This window comes from Anabaena lutea FACHB-196 (assembly GCF_014698305.1).
Lineage (GTDB): Bacteria > Cyanobacteriota > Cyanobacteriia > Cyanobacteriales > Nostocaceae > Anabaena > Anabaena lutea.
This window is the reverse complement of sequence record NZ_JACJST010000016.1, coordinates 1-16,731: the sequence shown is the minus strand read 5'-3', so window position 1 is coordinate 16,731 and position 16,731 is coordinate 1. Positions and strand designations below refer to the sequence as shown.

The window sequence follows — 16,731 nt, the reverse complement described above, 5'->3', positions numbered from 1 at the left end:
GCAGTCCCTACTCTTAATGTACTCGTAGGGTAGGGATTGGAGGGACTTATTATATCATATCAGAGCAAATACTAATCATTAGGGAACCGCACGGAGATGGGGGGACGCGGGGACGGGTCGAGTTTTTTTGAGCAGCAATTAACGAGACTTGATATTAGATATCGCATTTTTTACAGTCCCGGCTTTGGTTCAGCAACGCCAAATGTAGTTATATATAAATAAGTTATAAGTCGCATTGTTGAGCAAGATGCTAAATAAACTTTCGCAGTTTCTTAACCCCAACACTGAAATTTCCTCTACACCTCCCAGCTATTACTATGAAGGAAATTGTCCGCAAACGGGGGAATTGCTGAGACTACCTCGTACTCCTTTAGCAGAAGCTATAGCTGAGGGTTTAATGCAACAACTTCAGCAAAATGAAATTTATTCCCGTGAAGGTAAAATGTATGGTATTTTATTAGTTGAATTACCTAATGGTGAACAAAGAGTAATTAAAGCTTTTTCCGGTTTATTGAATGGTTGTAGTGTGGTTGACGGTTGGGTAACACCAATTCCCGGACGAGAAGATATTGTATTAGCAGAAACGCGAACTTTAGCCGAGTTGGCAGCGATTAAACAAGAGATAATTACTCTCAAACAACTTCCATTACGAGAAGAATATGCAATATTATCTGCTGAATTTCAACAGCAGTTACAAATCTTGAATTTGCGACATAGCCAAAGTAAAAGAGAACGACAGGAAAAACGTCAACAACTCGGCGAAAATCTGACAATCGAAACTATTGCCCAACTAGAAGCAGAAAGCCGTCAACAGGGAATTGAGCGTAAATACCTTAAACGTCGTCAAAATGAAGTTTTGCAGCCTTTACAACAAATTATCAATGGCGCGGATACAAAAATTAGAGAACTAAAACAACAGCGAAAAGAACTATCTCGCCAATTACAAACCCAAATGCACGCTGCTTATAGCCTAACTAATTTCTCTGGGCAATCTCTATCTTTACAGCAATTACTACCAGGAGGAACACCCACAGGCACAGGGGAATGTTGCGCTCCTAAATTATTACATTATGCGGCAACTCATAAACTAAAACCTTTAGCAATGGCTGAGTTTTGGTGGGGAGATTCTTCTGTCCAAGATAAAAAACAAGGTGAATTTTATGGTGCTTGTGTAGAACGTTGTCAGCCATTAATGGGTTTTTTGCTATCAGGAAAACATAACTATTCAGCCCTGAAAAAAGAAGAGATTCTTTATGAAGACCAATGGTTAATTGCTGTTAATAAACCGCCAGGATTACTTTCTGTACCTGGACGTTATTCTCATAACCAAGATAGTGTTCTTATTCGGTTGCGTAATTTGTATGATGTAGAATTGAGGACGGTACATCGTTTAGATCAAGAAACTTCTGGTATTCTTTTATTAGCGAAAGATGTATTTACCCATTCTCAACTAAATCAACAATTCCAAAAAAGACAAATTCACAAAGTTTATGAAGCTATCCTGGCAGGTAATCTGATTATTAATGAAGGTGTAATTGATTTACCATTGTGGGGAAATCCTGAAAATCGTCCTTATCAAACAGTTGATTTAGAACGGGGTAAACCCAGCTTAACGCGCTTCCGGGTCATGAAAAAAGAAGGAGACTATACCCGGATAGAATTTATCCCTTTGACAGGACGCACCCATCAATTACGAGTTCATGCGGCTGATGTGCGAGGATTAGGGATGATGATTTTGGGAGATAAGTTGTATGGTTGCAGTGCCAAGAGCAGTAGACTATATCTGCACGCCAGAGAACTGAGTTTTCAACATCCGCATTTAGGAAAAAATCTGTATCTACAGACAAAAACACCATTTTGAAAAACTCTCCGCTTCACCGCGTCTCCGTGCGGTTCCCTAACGATAAGTATTCAACCGGACACGAGACTAATTTAACTGAGATTCTATTTTGCTGATGTAGCTTTTATAGGTAAACTCTAATATTGCATAGAAAAAACGTTTACCCTCATGACTGGAGAGCAAAATTTTGGGCATAGAACTACGCAGTTTCGTATTTCTAGACAATCTGCAACCTCAACACGCCGCATATATGGGAACAGTAGCCCAAGGTTTCTTACCATTACCTGGGGATACATCCCTGTGGATTGAAATTTCACCCGGTATCGAAATCAATAAAATTACAGATGTCGCCCTCAAATCTGCCTCTGTCCGTCCGGGAGTACAGGTAGTGGAAAGGCTATATGGACTATTAGAAGTGCATTCTGGCTCCCAAGGGGAAACACGAGCCGCAGGACAAGCAATTTTAGCCCTGCTGGGAGTGAAAAAAGAAGACTGTCTCAAACCCCGTGTGGTTTCTAGCCAAATTATTCGCAATATTGACGCTTACCAAACCCAACTTATTAACCGCACCCGTCGGGGACAGCTACTGTTAGCTGGACAAACCCTATATGTATTGGAAGTTGAACCAGCTGCTTACGCTGCGTTAGCTGCAAATGAAGCCGAGAAAGCAGCGTCAATTAATATCCTGGAAGTGCAAGCTGTAGGTAGCTTTGGACGGCTGTATTTGGGTGGAAACGAACGGGATATCCTGGCGGGGGCAGCAGGAGCCTTAACGGCGATTGAGAATGTCCCTGGTCGAGAAAATCCCCAGCAGCGTAAGGAATAAAAGGAGCAAAAATGGCAAATCGAGAGCATCTGGGATTACTCAAAGCAGGTGCAGTTACCTGGCTAGAGTGGAGAAAGCAAAATCCCCACATTGAACTTGATCTTAGTGCGACTAACCTGCAAGGAGAAAACTTCCGGGGTGCAAATCTCCAAGGGGTAAATTTGACTAAGGTAGATTTAAGTCATGCTTTACTGGTGCGAACAAATCTCAGCGGTGCAAATCTGAGTAATGCTCATCTCAACCAGGCTATTTTGATTGAAGCTAACCTGAGTGCAGCTAATTTGAGTATTGCTAACTTGAGTGGAGCAACGCTGACGCAGGCAGATTTGAGTCATGTAAATTTGATTGGTGCTGATTTGAGTGCAGCAAATCTCAGAGGTGCTGTAATTACAAATGCTAATCTGATTGGGGCTGATTTAAAAGATGCTATTTTGCGAGATGCGGATTTAGGAGAGACAAAATTAATCCGCAGTAATCTTTGTTTTGCTAATTTGATTGGGGCTAATTTAATTGCTGCTGATTTGAGTGAAGCCAACTTATATGAAGTGGAATTAATGGCAGCTTACCTTTACAAAGCTAATTTGTATAAAGCTAATTTAACTAAGGCACATTTAGGGAATTCATACCTATTTAAAGCTAACTTGAGTGAAGCTAACTTAACGGAAACTGATTTAAGTGGGACTAATTTGCGAGGTGCAAACCTTGGAGGTGCAAACCTTGGAGGTGCAAACCTTAGAGGTGCGAATATTCAGGGTGCGAACCTCAATGGTGTCAATCTCCAAGGTGCGATTATGCCTGATGGTTCTAGGAATGACCAATAATATCGTGTTCGGTTAAAGACTTATAATTCGGGCTGACGCGGAGATGGGGAGACGCGGTGACGGGGCGACTTTTTTCTGATAAGTATTTAAGCGATAATGATATAATTCTTAGATGGTAGAAGCCCCAGGATTTATAGCAGGAGTCAGGAGTCAGGAGACGCTTCGCAGACCTTCGGTTCAGGAGTCAGGAGTAAAACCCTCTTGTAGTGGGAGTTTCATTATCAATTGATGTCCTAACCACCCTGTCAACGGCTATATGTGTTTAATCAATCCAAAATCCAAAATCGTATGACTCCCACTCATATCCATTTTAGGTAGCAATGGGTATGAGTGGGTAGGAATTCTGTTACAGTTACAGACCCCAATCTCAAATGTAAAATCTAAAATTGCTATGCTTCGTCGTAGGGTTCTAAATCCAAGAGGTGAATATAAGGCTCAACTAACTCTGGACGCTGAAACGCAATAGCTCGCAGTAGATGCCAGTCATTCAAACCCTCAAAAGCATTGCTGTAATTATCCAATTCCAGACGCGTAGCTAAATCTTCCACCTCTGCTGCTTTCATGGCAGCAATTTCTGTTTTGGAAATGCTTAGAGTTTTCATAATGCTTGCCCCTCCCTTTTGCAGCGTTTGCTTTCAGCCCTGGGTGGAGTTGCCCTAAAAGCATCCACCCAATCTATATTACTCATTAGTGGGCATCTATTTTGTAAAAATTTTGCTTATTTACACCCTGATTTGTAAAAAATTGGTAACTTGGGCTAACCAATTGTGTTCAACACAAAACTTCGCAGCACTGCTAACATTTCCGGACTGATTTCGTGTCCCATGTCAAATTCATGGTAATCTACCGCTACTCCTAAAGATTCAGCAACTGCTTTGGCTTTGATAGCTGCTGGTAATGGTACAACTTGATCTTGTCTGCCATGCATGATTAATGTGGAGGGAAAACTACTGTGTTTGAGCTTTTCTATCCCTGGATGTAAATACCCACTCATCACCACTAAACCAGCTAGGGGTAAGTTTAATCCTACATCTAAAGTCATGGCACCACCTTGAGAAAACCCGCTCAAAATAGTCCGCGATAAGGGTACTCCTGTGACACTCTCTAAAGATTGCAACCAATCTATGAGCATTTGCCGACTTTCTGTCAATCCTTCATACATATTCTCATCTCGCAGATCATACCACGCTCTACCGGTAGGAGAATAGGGATATGGATAAGGTGCATTGGGAAGTAAAAATTCATAATCAGGTAGGTTTAAATAGGGCAATAACGATGCTACGTCTTGAGCGTTGGCACCCCAACCGTGTAAGGTAACGATTAAAGCGGATGGGTTTTGCTGTGTTTTTGGGGAAAACTTGATGAAATCTAATGTTGCAGTCATGAGTGATTTTATTCGGCTGAGTTATTAGTTAAGGTGGATCTCTAAAAATCATATGTTTTTTATGATCGAAAGTAATAATACCTTGTTTTTGTAATTTGCCAATTAAGCGTGTAATGGTGGCTCTGGTAGTGCAGCAGGAACTGGCCATATCTTCGTGAGTGAAGCGAATAGAGAGACGAATTCCTTCTGGTACTGGTTTTCCGACTTGCTGTTTTAAAAGCTCTAATAGATGGTGTAATCGGTCTTTTACTCGCCGTCTACCTGCAATCACTAAAAAAGATTCTGTCTGTTGTAATCGCTGTTGAATTTTAGGTAGAAGGGTATGGCTAATTGGGGAGAAGAGTGTAATTTCTGATAAGTAAATTGACACTAATTCCACATCTGTCAGGGCTGTTGCTTGATAAATAGGTAGGGATGTCATGCTAGAACCGAAAACCATTTCTTCTGTTGCTAACCCTGTTAATACTTCTTCATCTGTTTCACAAAATGTACTCAGCTTAACTACACCTTTGCACACATACCAAATTAATAGTGGGTTGAGGGAAATAGTTTCTTTTTTAGAATATTTATGTAAAAGGCGATTTTCAATCAAGTTCTTGTGATTCTCGACTCTTGCTGATTCTCCTGGCTGATCTTCAGAAATGTCACGTATTAACCAGTAGAGTTTAATAGGTTGGCAAGGTTGGTGTTGGACAGATGTTACCGTCAAAGCAGCTTTAAAGGAATTACCATGATGTGGCTTTAATGGTAATAATATTTTTCTAACTTTATGAGATTTAGATATCTGGATAAGTTGTTCGTAAAAATACTGATGTTGTTCTAAGGTGATGAAGCTGATTATTGATTCACCAACCAGACAAGGCTGGGAAATGTTGAGTAATTTTGTGGAGGCGCGGTTAGCTTCTGAGATGATACCTTTTGCATTAGTTACTAAATAGGCATCTGGTGCAAATTCAAATAAATTTTGATAGTGTTGGCGATCTGCTTGCAGCAATGTGTATGTTTGGATCAGTTCTTCGTTGTGCTGGTAAAGTTCTTGTACCTCTAATTGTAGGAATTTTGAGGTGGTGTAAAGTTCTTTAAAGGCTTCTGGTATTAGGTCTGATGGAATCCAAGGTAATACACTAGCTGTTTGGTGCAAATCTGTTAAACGTTGGTGCAATAACTCTGCTAGTTGGACAAATTCTTTTATGTTCACCTTAAATTTCCCTTTATTACTGGCAGAGTTTTGGACAAAATTTCACTACGTTAAACTTGGTACATTTGATAGAAATTCCCAAATAGTTTAATCAGGAAATTAAGTTTATTTAAACCAAAAAATTACAGTTATTTACCCCTGAATACATAATTTTACCATAAAAATGATAAAGTTCATAATCAACTTATTAATAAATTTAAAGTTCATTGACCAGCAAAATGCCTATTTTAGCAAGAGCTAAATTACTTGTTATATCAAGTTCGGTTGTTAGGTCAGCGTATCCTTAGAGGATGTTTGAAAAGTGGTCGCTGATGTATTAAAAACTTTAGGTCCTCCTAAATCCTCCTTAAAAAGGAGGACTTTGACTCTAGTTCTCCCCTTTTTAAGGGGGGCTAGGGGGGATCTGTGGGTGTCAGATACCACACGAAAAAGTTTATGGCTACGCCACGCAAGCTATCAAACAACCTCTTATATCTGACGAAGGCGGAGAGATTTTTATAATAAGTGATGATCCAGATTTGATATTACTGATTGATGTTGAATTCTTCAAATTGCGTAAATATTATTATTGTTTCCCAGACAGACTTGTTCATAACATTGACCGGCAATTTCCCAAGTGAATTCGGTTTCTACTAGTTGTCTACCGTTAGTAGAGAGTTGAAATCGGAGTTCTGGCTGTTCAAATAGTTGAGTAATAGCGGCTATGTATTCTGCGGGTTGATTGGCTCGTAAGGCTCGAAGTGGGGTGGTTTCACCATCTACAGCTAGTCCTTCTAAACCGCGATCGCTTGCCACTATCGGTATACCCGCAGCCATTGCTTCTAGGGTTTTATTTTTTATACCAAATCCTGTCCGCATAGGTACTACGCAGATGGTAGATTTGTGTAGATATTCTGCCATTGAAGGGACACGTCCAGTGACATTAATTCCTGGTTGATTTTGCAGTTCTAAAACTTCTGGTGCAGGACGAGAACCGACAATATCAAAGGTTGTATCTGGATAAATTTTTTGAATTTCTGGTAATACTTCATTGCTGAAAAAACAGACAGCATCAATATTTGCTAAATTATCCATTGCCCCGATAAAAATTATTCGATATCCTCCTGGATCTGTAGAACGATTGGGAAAGGTAACTAAATCTACACCATTAGGAATAACGGCAATTTCCGCATTTTGGTTTAATTGTTGCAGTTGTTGTTTATCTTCTATTGTAGTAACTACAATATTAGAGAATTTAGAACAGTAATTTTGTTCATAGCGACGCAACAATGGTAAATTAATTTTGTCTCTTAATTTATTTTCTGATGTGCCTGTTGCTAACTGATTCAGACAACTACCATAAACAGAACTATGAATATTAACTATGGTTTTTACTTGCTTTTGAAAATGGGGACGGATATAAATTTCGTTGACGCTGTGTTCACAGGTAATTACATCACATTTACCGGCTTTTACAAAGTTGTCTACCCATGTTTGCATTTCCACTGAGTAGCGGTTGAGGACGCTGGGGGGTGTACCTTTTAACAAAAATGTCCCCAAACGCTGAATTTTCTGGGGTATTCCTGCGGTGGTTCCTGTATCTGGGGGACGCTCAAAAACGACTAAGTTATCTACGCAATCTCGTAAATCTGCTATTTCCGACTCTGTAACATCAGACTCGCGCTGAGTGACTAGGGTGATACTATGGCGTTGACTGAGGTATTTGAGTAGATTAAAGGTTCTGACTTGGGTTCCTCCCCTTGTCGGTGGATAGGGAAAGGTGGAAGATAGGATTAATATTTTCATAAATGTGACCGTGAAGTTTGGTATATTACGGAGTTAAGCAATAACATAATATACTACAATTACTCTCAGTTGGCCGATCTAGATTATGCCTAAAGTTAGTGTTTGTATTCCCACTTATAACCGAGCAAATTTACTTCCTTACGCTGTTAATAGTGTGTTAGCTCAAACTTACAAAGATTTTGAAATCATCATTTGTGATGATGGTTCTACTGATAATACTGCTCAAATAGTAAGTCAATGGGATGATGCACGAATTCGCTATATCAGACAACCTGTTAATGGTGGACGTAGTCGTAATATGCGTTCTGGTTTTGAGGCTGCTTGTGGGAATTATTTTATCAAATTTGATGATGATGATGCTATTACTCCGGAATTTTTAGAGAAAACTGTGGCTGTTTTAGATGCTGAACTGAGTGTAGATTTTGTTTGTACAAATCATTGGATTATTAATCAAAATAATCAAAGAATTGAATCAGCCACACAGGAAAATTCTAGTAAATGGGGAAAGGATAAACTTGAAGCTGGGGTGATTCCTGATTTAATTAGGGAAACTTTTATTAAACAAAGTTTACAAGTTGGTTCAACTTTGTTCCGTCGAGATTGTTTGATGGAAGTTGATTATATGCGTCCCCAAGCTGATGGATGTGAGGATTTTGATTTATTGGTGCGTTTGGCTATTGCTGGTAAGCAAGGGTATTTTTTACCTGAATTTTTGATGGAATATCGTTTTCATGGTGGACAAACAAGTTTAAAACAAAATCTGCATTTTCTGTCTGCTAAGGTTTTTTGTATAAGTAGTTACAAGTTTCCTGATGAAGAATTGGAGAAAGTGCGATCGCATAAATTAGCTATTACTCAGCAAGCTTTGGGTTTAAGACTGATTGAAAAGGGTGATACGGTGGAGGGAAGAAGGCTTTTGCAGCAATCAACTCAGGTTTTGGGAAGCGATAAAAAAATCATGTTTGGTATGATGCTATCTTATTTACCTATCAGTTTACGGAAGTTGGCTTTACAGGTTTTTCGTCGAATTCGTCCCAAGGATTATACTGAGCAGGTGCGGGAAGCAAGTGTTTGATAGATATATCTCGTTCCCAGTCTCAGACTGGGAATGCCATTAAGAGGCTCTGCCTCTACTTTACAAAGAAGTCAGAGCCTTCTAAAATTCATTACCATACAGAGTATGGGAACAAGGAAAATATCTCACGCAAAGGCGCAAAGACGCAAAGGAAAGAAGTTAAAATTTCAACTATTCTTTGACCAGATATCAACTATATCAAGCATTTTTTCAGAACTTATTGCTCTCTGCGTCTTCTTACCATGTGGAATTTTCACCCTTTCAACTACATCATTCAATGATTGAAACTGCTCCTTTTTACGTTCAATTTCTACAACTTCTGCTATTTGTGAAGCTCTTTTGGAGTTAACACCAGCATTCACAAGTTTTTCAGCCATTTCAAATGGTTTAAGTTTTTGAAATACTTCTAAAGGATCGACTTTTTTAGCGATTTGTTTTTTCAAATCTTTAACTTCGTTCTCTAATCTTGCATTAGCAGATGCTTGATCAAATAATTGAGTAGTTAACTTATCAAACCGTGATTCTAGATTGTTTATAAGTTTCTCCAAATCTTGCACAGTTAAGTTTGATGGAGTAGAAGTATCAGATTTTGGCTGCCTAAATAATTGAACTTGCTTTGTTAATATCTCCTCATTTTCATCCTCAATAATAAATACACCTATCATCTCACCCTTCCGAGGATCGATTTCTCTAGCTCTAGCAGCAGCATGATATTCAAAGTATCCATCTACTAATTCAAATGATTGTAAACTTGTTCTACGAACAACTATAGGATTAATAACTCCTTCACATTCCAAAATCAATTGAGCCGCTTGTTCTAACTTATCATCATCAAAATTAGAACGTGGTTTATTACAGCTAATTTTTTTGATGGCCACCAGAGATGTAGACAGTTTCATTATACTAACCCTATTTTTTGTAAAACTTCTATTGCTAGTAATTCAAATTCTTGTGCAGCAGATGAATCAGGTTTAAAATCAAGAATTGATACTGGATCAGCTAGTTCCATATCTCCTACAAGAATAGTTTTTTCAGCGCATTTTGCGAGATCATCTCTATCATAAATTACTGTATCCATTACCTCAAGTCCATATCTTTTTGGAATAGCTTCTAATCTTTTAGGTAAAGTATGTCTGACAAATTGATTATTTGTAGATATTTTACAGGCTAATACACCAATTACTTCGATTTGAGGCTTTCTAATTTGTCTTCTAAAGGTGTTAATACCTTTGATGAACTCTTTAACATTCGTTAAACCTTGATTAGCAAACGGTTTTAAATCAGATGGAATGATCAAATAATCAGCAGTAATTAAAGCAATTCTGGCATACAGATTTAGTGAAGGTGGTGTGTCGATCAGAACAACATCATATTCATCTTTTACAGATTCTAATTTATCTATTAGTATTAATCTACTACCGTCAAGATCATTCAAATCAGTTTCATTTCTCATTAAATCAATATGTGCAGGAACTACAAAGATTTCTGGATTACAAAAACTAGATTTTCTTGCTACTTCTGAGATGGGATAAAAATCTTCAGATTGTAATACTTGTAGTAAATTAGATTCTTTTATATCGTCAAACTCTTCATCATCAAATTTTACTAATCCTGTCGCAAATGTAGTATTGGCTTGGCTATCAAAGTCAATGACTAAAACTCTTTTACCTTTTTTTCTGATAGCAGCAGCTAGGTTAACTACCGTTGTTGTTTTACCAACTCCGCCTTTATTGTGGTAGATTGCAATTGTCTTCATAGAATGCTCCTTTTTCGGTTCTAAATTCGATACTTGAACTTCTAACTGTTCCTTAAACTGCTGATTTTTTAAACTCTCCCTACCAATTAACCCCCTAATTTCTTCTATCTTTTCCTCAACATCATTACCATCACATTGAAAAACTAACTGAATATCATCTCGTAACTTTTGATAAATTCTGATTTCCTTCCCATTAGTTAACAAACCAAAGCGCACATTTAAGCTAGTTAAATAATGCCTAAGTCGCAAAACATGATGATTTAAATTTTGCTTGGGACTTTTTGCCTCCATAACTACACTTAATGGGGAATTGGCATCTAAAATCAAAGGAACGACTTGGACTCCAAATGCCAAAAAGTCTAAACGGATACTACCAACAGCAACTTCTTGATGCCAAGTATCAGGGGTATACCCTAACTGTGGTAGCAAATATTGAACGATAAGTTTGCTTTCAACTTCGCTTTCGTTACGGCACAGTTCAGGGTTAAAAAGCAAGATTCTTTACCTCAAAAAACAGTAATCATTCCCGAAAATCCGCTATGTGGTCGATTATGCCATATTTTGAGTTTATTGAGTTATGAAGATTACTTAAAAATCTGTAGAAAAAGGATATTGAGGTTAGTATTTTTACGTAAAATTAACATAGCAGCTTATGCAAATTATTCAAAATTTACCAAATTTAAATTTAGGCTAAATTAAGTAATAATACGTAATTTTTATTTAGAAAAATCTTTCTGAAAACTGTACAAATGGACTTTATCTGGGTAATTAGGTGGTTTTCCTTGCCTGGTAAGATATAATCTGACTGCTTGAAGCACTTTTCTACATCCTCCTAAAAGAGTAAATTAACCAAAGTTGAAATCTATTAGATAATATGTACGCTACCTCAATGAGAAAGCGTCAGCAGAGGAATTAACCAATGGGATATGTAATTGCAACTGCAAATATGAAAGGTGGAGTCGGTAAAACCACCCTCACCGTCAATATCGCTACGTGTTTAGCGAAAAATCACGGTAAAAAGGTACTTGTTTTAGATTTAGATAGTCAAATTAGCGCTACACTCAGTCTCATGTCACCTGTGGAGTTTGCAAAACGTCGCAAACAAAGAAAGACATTTAGATATTTGATAGATGAAGTTATTAACCCAGAACCTGATGCTAAATTGACAATTCATGATATCATTCAATCTCAAGTCTGCAATCTTCCAGGATTAGATTTGTTACCGGGAGATATTGATTTATATGATGAATTTGTCGTTTCGGAAATGTTGCATAACCAATCTGTTGCTTTGGGTGAGCAAGATTTTGAAACAATTTGGAATCGCTTTGAAAGAGTTTTGGTGAATAACATCTTAAAACCAGTACGCGATGAATATGATTTTATTCTTTTAGATTGCGCTCCTGGCTATAATCTCATGACTCGGAGTGCTTTAGCTAGTAGTGATTTTTATATTCTTCCAGCCAAACCAGAACCTTTATCTGTGGTGGGAATTCAACTGTTAGAAAGACGCATTGCTCAATTAAAAGACAGTCACGAACATGAAGCGAAGATAAATATCCAAATGTTGGGAATTATCTTTAGTATGTCCAGTGGAAATCTACTTAATGGTAGATATTATAAACAGGTAATGCACCGAGTTGTGGAAGATTTTGGTGTTGATAAAATCTGTAAAGTACAGATTCCTGTTGATGTAAATGTGGCTAAAGCTGTTGATAGTTTTATGCCGGTTTCTTTACTTAGTCCTAACTCTGCTGGTTCTAAAGCATTTATGCAGTTAACTCAGGAATTGTTGCAGAAGTTGTAAAACAATACAATCGAGGGCGGGGAAAACCCGCCTCTACAGGCTTAGGAATAAAAAAATGTACCTCATGTAACAGGTGACAGGTGACAGAGTTGAAAGTCTGTTTGTGTCTAGATTTTATCATTAATTCACGTCCTAACCACTTTGGCGGTTGCTATAATAGCAGGAATCGCTGTATTAATTGATTACCAGATTTGAGTTAAATCTAAAACAAATCCTGGTAATATATTGTCACCATTTAATGTTTGTGGATTATCTAATTCTTCGACAAGTTGATCAGGACGATAAATAAATACTTTTCGTTGTTTTCTATCTAGTAACCAACCTAATTTAACACCATTTTCTATATACTCTTGCATCTTTTCTTGTAATGTTTTTAGACTATCTGTTTCTGAACGTAATTCCACTACAAAATCAGGAGAAATAGGTGCAAATTTCTTTCTTTGTTCTACTGGTACTGCTTCCCATTTTTCTTTTTTGATCCATGCTGCATCAGGAGAACGCACTGCACCATTAGGTAAGGTAAAACCACCACTAGAACCAAAACCGACTCCTGTACCATCTTGCTTTGTCCAAACACCTAACTGGACAATTAAGTTAAAATTGCGTTCATCTGTTTCTGAACCTGTCGGGGACATGATTATTAAATCTCCTATTTGATTCCGTTCAATCCGAAAATTACGATTTAACTGACAGAAATCAAAAAATTGATCATCAGTCATGACTATATTGGGTTGCATTTTCAGCACCATTGGTAAGATTTCTGTAACTACAGGTGTTTGTGTGTTCATAGTTTTTGTTTTCATTTTGTGTATAATTGCACAAACTCAATCTTTCGTAAGTAAGGGTTTAGCAATGCTAAACCCCTACAAGGTGTTAAAATTCCCCAGCTAAAGCAGGAACACAACGTTCACAGAGTAAAGGATGTTCTGCTGATTCACCAACATGGGTAGAATAGTTCCAACAGCGATCGCATTTTTGCCCGTCTGCATTCATTACCCCAATATCCCAATTATCCTCACCTTGAACACGCAAAGTTTTCAATCCTTGTAGTGCGTCAGGAGTATCTAATAATTCCACCTGAGAGGTAAGGAATAAATACCGTAATTCATCAATTCCGTTACTGCTAATTTTTAAAGGTTCAATAGCATTGCGGAATTTTTGATCAGCGATATAAATTAACGCTTTTGCTTCTAGGGAAGAACCAATAATTTTTTCTACCCTCGCTTGTTCTAAAACCTTATTCACATCAGTGCGAATGCGTCGCAGCGTTTTCCAAAATTCTGCTAATTCGGGATTATCCCATTTATCGTCTAACTGCACCCAACCAGCTTGAAACACTGATTTATAGGGTGTTGTGTAAGGGATAAATTGCCAGATATCTTCAGCAGTATGACACAAAACTGGTGCGATCGCTCTGGCTAAATTCTCCAAAGCAATCTGCAACACTGTTTGACAACTACGACGACGGAAAGCATCAGTAGAACTGATATACAATCTATCCTTCGCAACGTCTAAATAGAAATTCGACAAATCCACAACGCAGAAATTCTGCACCGTTTGGAAAAAGCGGAAAAATTGAAAACTATCAAAAGCTTCCGTTACCTCATTAAACACCTCACGAATGCGGTGTAACATATACTTATCCAAATCTGGTAAATCATCAAAAGCTACAGCATCCTTTTGAGGATCAAAATCATGCAAACTACCCAATAAAAACCGTGCAGTATTGCGAATTTTATTCCTGACATCAGCTAATTGCTTGATGATGTTATTACCCAGACGCACATCACCGGAATAATCTACCGAAGAAACCCACAACCGCAACACATCTGCACCATAAGCGGGTTCTTTTTTCTGGTCTTTTCCTCCCAAAATCATCAACTGAGGATCAACCACATTCCCCACCGACTTACTCATTTTTCGTCCTTGTTCATCCAAGACGAAACCATGAGTTAAAACAGTTTTGTAAGGTGCAATGCCATTAACCGCAACACTCGTTAAAAGAGAAGATTGAAACCATCCCCGGTGTTGGTCAGAACCTTCCAAATACATATCCACAGGATAGCATAACTCCGGTCTTTGCTTCGCCACCGCTGCCCAAGAAGAACCAGAATCAAACCAGACATCCATCGTGTCAGTACCTCTGCGGTAAGTTTTGCCATTATTGCAGTATTGTTCCGGTAACAACTCTTCAACCGACAACTCCCACCAAGCATCAGAACCCTTTTCGGCAATGATAGCTTGAACGTGGTTAATAGTTTCGGCATTTAGCAAAACTTCACCAGTTGCTTCATCATAAAACACCGGAATCGGCACACCCCAAGAACGCTGACGAGAAATACACCAATCCGATCTTTCTGCTATCATCGGCGTGATGCGGTTTTCACCTTGAGCAGGAATCCAACGCACAGATGCGATCGCTTTTAAAGCATCTTCCCGAAAACCAGCCACAGAAGCAAACCATTGTTCAGTAGCGCGGAAAATCGTCGGTTTTTTCGTTCTCCAATCATAAGGATACTTGTGAGGATAAGCTTCCTCCTTCAACAGAGAACCCGCTTCACTCAAAGCGTCAATAATCGCCTGATTCCCATCGCCCAAAACATTCAAACCAGAAAATTTACCTGCCTCATCCGTGAAATTCCCACTATCATCAACAGGTGCAAGAATCGGCAAACCGTAACGCTGACCAACAATATAGTCCTCTTGACCATGACCAGGAGCAGTATGTACCAACCCAGTCCCCGACTCAGTAGTGATATAATCACCACCAACCACCACCGGGCTTTCACGGTCAAAAAGAGGATGACGGTAAATAGTATGTTCCAAATCCTTCCCTGAAAATGTGGCTTTCACCGTCAACTCAGCATCCAAAACCGCAGCCAACCGTTCCACCAACTCAGCCGCAACAATCAGATATCTGCATCCTCTCTGTGCCTCCGCGTCTCTGCGTGAAACCTCCACAACCGCGTATTCCAACTCACCATTCACAGCCACAGCCAAATTACCGGGAATAGTCCAGGGTGTAGTCGTCCACACAGCCACGCCCAAATCAGGCAAGAAGCCATCCAAACTAGCTTTTAACCCTGACCCAACCTTAACCACCGGGAAAGCAGCGTAAATACTCCGAGAAACGTGACCTTCAGGATATTCTAACTCAGCTTCAGCCAAAGCCGTTTTAGAACTAGGACTCCAATGCACCGGCTTTAAACCGCGATAAATATAACCTTTGAGGAACATTTCCCCAAAAACGCCAATTTGCGCGGCTTCGTATTCTGGTTTTAAGGTTAAATAAGGATTTTCCCAATCACCCCAAATCCCATAGCGTTTAAAGCTTTCTCGTTGTTCGTCTACAGTTTTTAGAGCGAACTCCTTCGCTTTTTGTCGCAATTGCAAAGGAGTGAGATTTTGCCGTTCTGCCTGTTTCATATTTTGCAGAACTTTCAACTCAATTGGCAAACCGTGACAATCCCAACCAGGAACGTAGCGAATTTTACGACCTTTTAGGAGTTGGTAACGGTTAATAATATCTTTGAGAATCTTATTTAAGGCATGACCAATATGCAACTGACCGTTAGCATAGGGAGGCCCATCGTGCAGTATAAATAATTCGCCGGGGTTGTTTTCTGAGAGTTGAGAATAAATGTTGTTTTCTGCCCAGAATTTTTGGATTTCGGGTTCGCGCTTGATTGCGTTAGCCCGCATATCGAAGTTAGTCTTGGGTAAGTTAACGGTATCTTTGTATTGTCCGGGTTCAGTCACAGTTTCATGCCTAAGATATGTTTGCAGTTATTTGATCAATTATAAGTCGTCTGTTGGGTTGATAAAACCCAACAACGCTTATTGGTATTTTGGGGTTAATTTTTTGTTTTTGCAGGTTTACAATATATAAAGTCACTCACAATAGATTTATGACACTAACCCTCAGCTTACCACCAGAATTAGAACAGTATTTAATACAGGAAGCACAACAGCAAGGACTTTCTGTGGAAACTTATACATTGGAGCTTATCCAAAAATCTATTCTGCAAAAAGAAAAACAATTGAAAATAGTTAATGTACTTCAGTCTTGGATAGATGAAAGTGATGAACAAGAACAGCAGGAAACAGGGGAATATTTAATTAATGCTTTAGATGAAAATCGCTGAAGGGGGGACAAGATCAACTAAAAGACAGACTGTATAAGATTCATAGCTCTTAGACCTTGTTGATAATACTTACGCTTATTGGGATTAAGTCTCATTA

14 protein-coding genes are annotated in these 16,731 nt (G+C 38.7%); 6 read left to right on the top strand and 8 right to left on the bottom strand.

Going from position 1 to position 16,731, the window contains the following annotated elements; genetic code table 11:
* Window positions 1-247 precede the first annotated feature (247 nt).
* The 3 genes from H6G59_RS17130 (at window position 248) to H6G59_RS17120 (ending at window position 3,487) form a co-directional block, all read left to right on the top strand.
* Window positions 248-1,861, top strand: a complete 1,614-nt coding sequence (locus H6G59_RS17130; RefSeq protein WP_190716478.1) for an RluA family pseudouridine synthase — start codon at window positions 248-250, stop codon at window positions 1,859-1,861.
* 166 nt (window positions 1,862-2,027) lie between these two features.
* Complete coding sequence (locus tag H6G59_RS17125; RefSeq protein ID WP_190716476.1) at window positions 2,028-2,666, top strand: beta-carboxysome protein CcmP; 639 nt, start codon at window positions 2,028-2,030, stop codon at window positions 2,664-2,666.
* 11 nt (window positions 2,667-2,677) lie between these two features.
* Window positions 2,678-3,487 (top strand): pentapeptide repeat-containing protein, encoded by an 810-nt coding sequence (locus H6G59_RS17120; protein WP_190716474.1) that lies wholly within the window; start codon window positions 2,678-2,680, stop codon window positions 3,485-3,487.
* 389 nt (window positions 3,488-3,876) lie between these two features.
* Here the strand turns inward: H6G59_RS17120 and isiD are convergent, their stop codons facing one another.
* The 4 genes from isiD to H6G59_RS17100 form a co-directional block, all read right to left on the bottom strand.
* Entirely contained in the window at window positions 3,877-4,089 is a 213-nt protein-coding gene (isiD, locus tag H6G59_RS17115; protein WP_071190114.1) for a protein IsiD, read from the bottom strand.
* 155 nt (window positions 4,090-4,244) lie between these two features.
* Window positions 4,245-4,871 (bottom strand): alpha/beta hydrolase, encoded by a 627-nt coding sequence (locus H6G59_RS17110; RefSeq protein ID WP_190716471.1) that lies wholly within the window; start codon window positions 4,869-4,871, stop codon window positions 4,245-4,247.
* Between the two features lie 28 nt (window positions 4,872-4,899).
* Window positions 4,900-6,069, bottom strand: a complete 1,170-nt coding sequence (locus tag H6G59_RS17105; RefSeq protein WP_190716469.1) for a helix-turn-helix domain-containing protein — start codon at window positions 6,067-6,069, stop codon at window positions 4,900-4,902.
* Between the two features lie 546 nt (window positions 6,070-6,615).
* Window positions 6,616-7,854 carry a glycosyltransferase family 4 protein gene (locus H6G59_RS17100; protein ID WP_190716467.1) on the bottom strand — a complete coding sequence of 413 codons (1,239 nt, stop codon included), beginning with the start codon at window positions 7,852-7,854 and terminating at the stop codon, window positions 6,616-6,618.
* An 85-nt stretch (window positions 7,855-7,939) separates the two neighbouring features.
* On the opposite strand from H6G59_RS17100, the gene H6G59_RS17095 reads away from it, so the two are divergent.
* Window positions 7,940-8,929, top strand: coding sequence for a glycosyltransferase family 2 protein (locus H6G59_RS17095; protein WP_190716465.1), 990 nt, complete (start codon window positions 7,940-7,942; stop codon window positions 8,927-8,929).
* Window positions 8,930-9,096: 167 nt separating this feature from the next.
* Here H6G59_RS17095 and H6G59_RS17090 read toward each other — a convergent pair whose 3' ends face one another.
* Both H6G59_RS17090 and H6G59_RS17085 read right to left on the bottom strand, forming a co-directional pair.
* Window positions 9,097-9,828 (bottom strand): ParB N-terminal domain-containing protein, encoded by a 732-nt coding sequence (locus H6G59_RS17090; RefSeq protein WP_190716463.1) that lies wholly within the window; start codon window positions 9,826-9,828, stop codon window positions 9,097-9,099.
* A complete protein-coding gene (locus H6G59_RS17085) occupies window positions 9,828-11,180 on the bottom strand; it encodes an AAA family ATPase (RefSeq protein ID WP_190716461.1) in 1,353 nt (450 codons plus the stop codon). The genes H6G59_RS17090 and H6G59_RS17085 overlap by 1 nt, the downstream gene beginning before the upstream one ends.
* 424 nt (window positions 11,181-11,604) lie before the next feature.
* On the opposite strand from H6G59_RS17085, the gene H6G59_RS17080 reads away from it, so the two are divergent.
* Entirely contained in the window at window positions 11,605-12,489 is an 885-nt protein-coding gene (locus H6G59_RS17080) for a ParA family protein (RefSeq protein WP_190716459.1), read from the top strand.
* 182 nt (window positions 12,490-12,671) lie between these two features.
* Here H6G59_RS17080 and H6G59_RS17075 read toward each other — a convergent pair whose 3' ends face one another.
* Window positions 12,672-13,277, bottom strand: coding sequence for a Uma2 family endonuclease (locus H6G59_RS17075; protein ID WP_190716457.1), 606 nt, complete (start codon window positions 13,275-13,277; stop codon window positions 12,672-12,674).
* Between the two features lie 85 nt (window positions 13,278-13,362).
* Window positions 13,363-16,248 carry an isoleucine--tRNA ligase gene (gene ileS, locus H6G59_RS17070; RefSeq protein WP_190716455.1) on the bottom strand — a complete coding sequence of 962 codons (2,886 nt, stop codon included), beginning with the start codon at window positions 16,246-16,248 and terminating at the stop codon, window positions 13,363-13,365.
* Between the two features lie 149 nt (window positions 16,249-16,397).
* On the opposite strand from ileS, the gene H6G59_RS17065 reads away from it, so the two are divergent.
* Window positions 16,398-16,634, top strand: a complete 237-nt coding sequence (locus H6G59_RS17065; protein ID WP_190716453.1) for a hypothetical protein — start codon at window positions 16,398-16,400, stop codon at window positions 16,632-16,634.
* The last annotated feature ends 97 nt before the right edge of the window (window positions 16,635-16,731 follow it).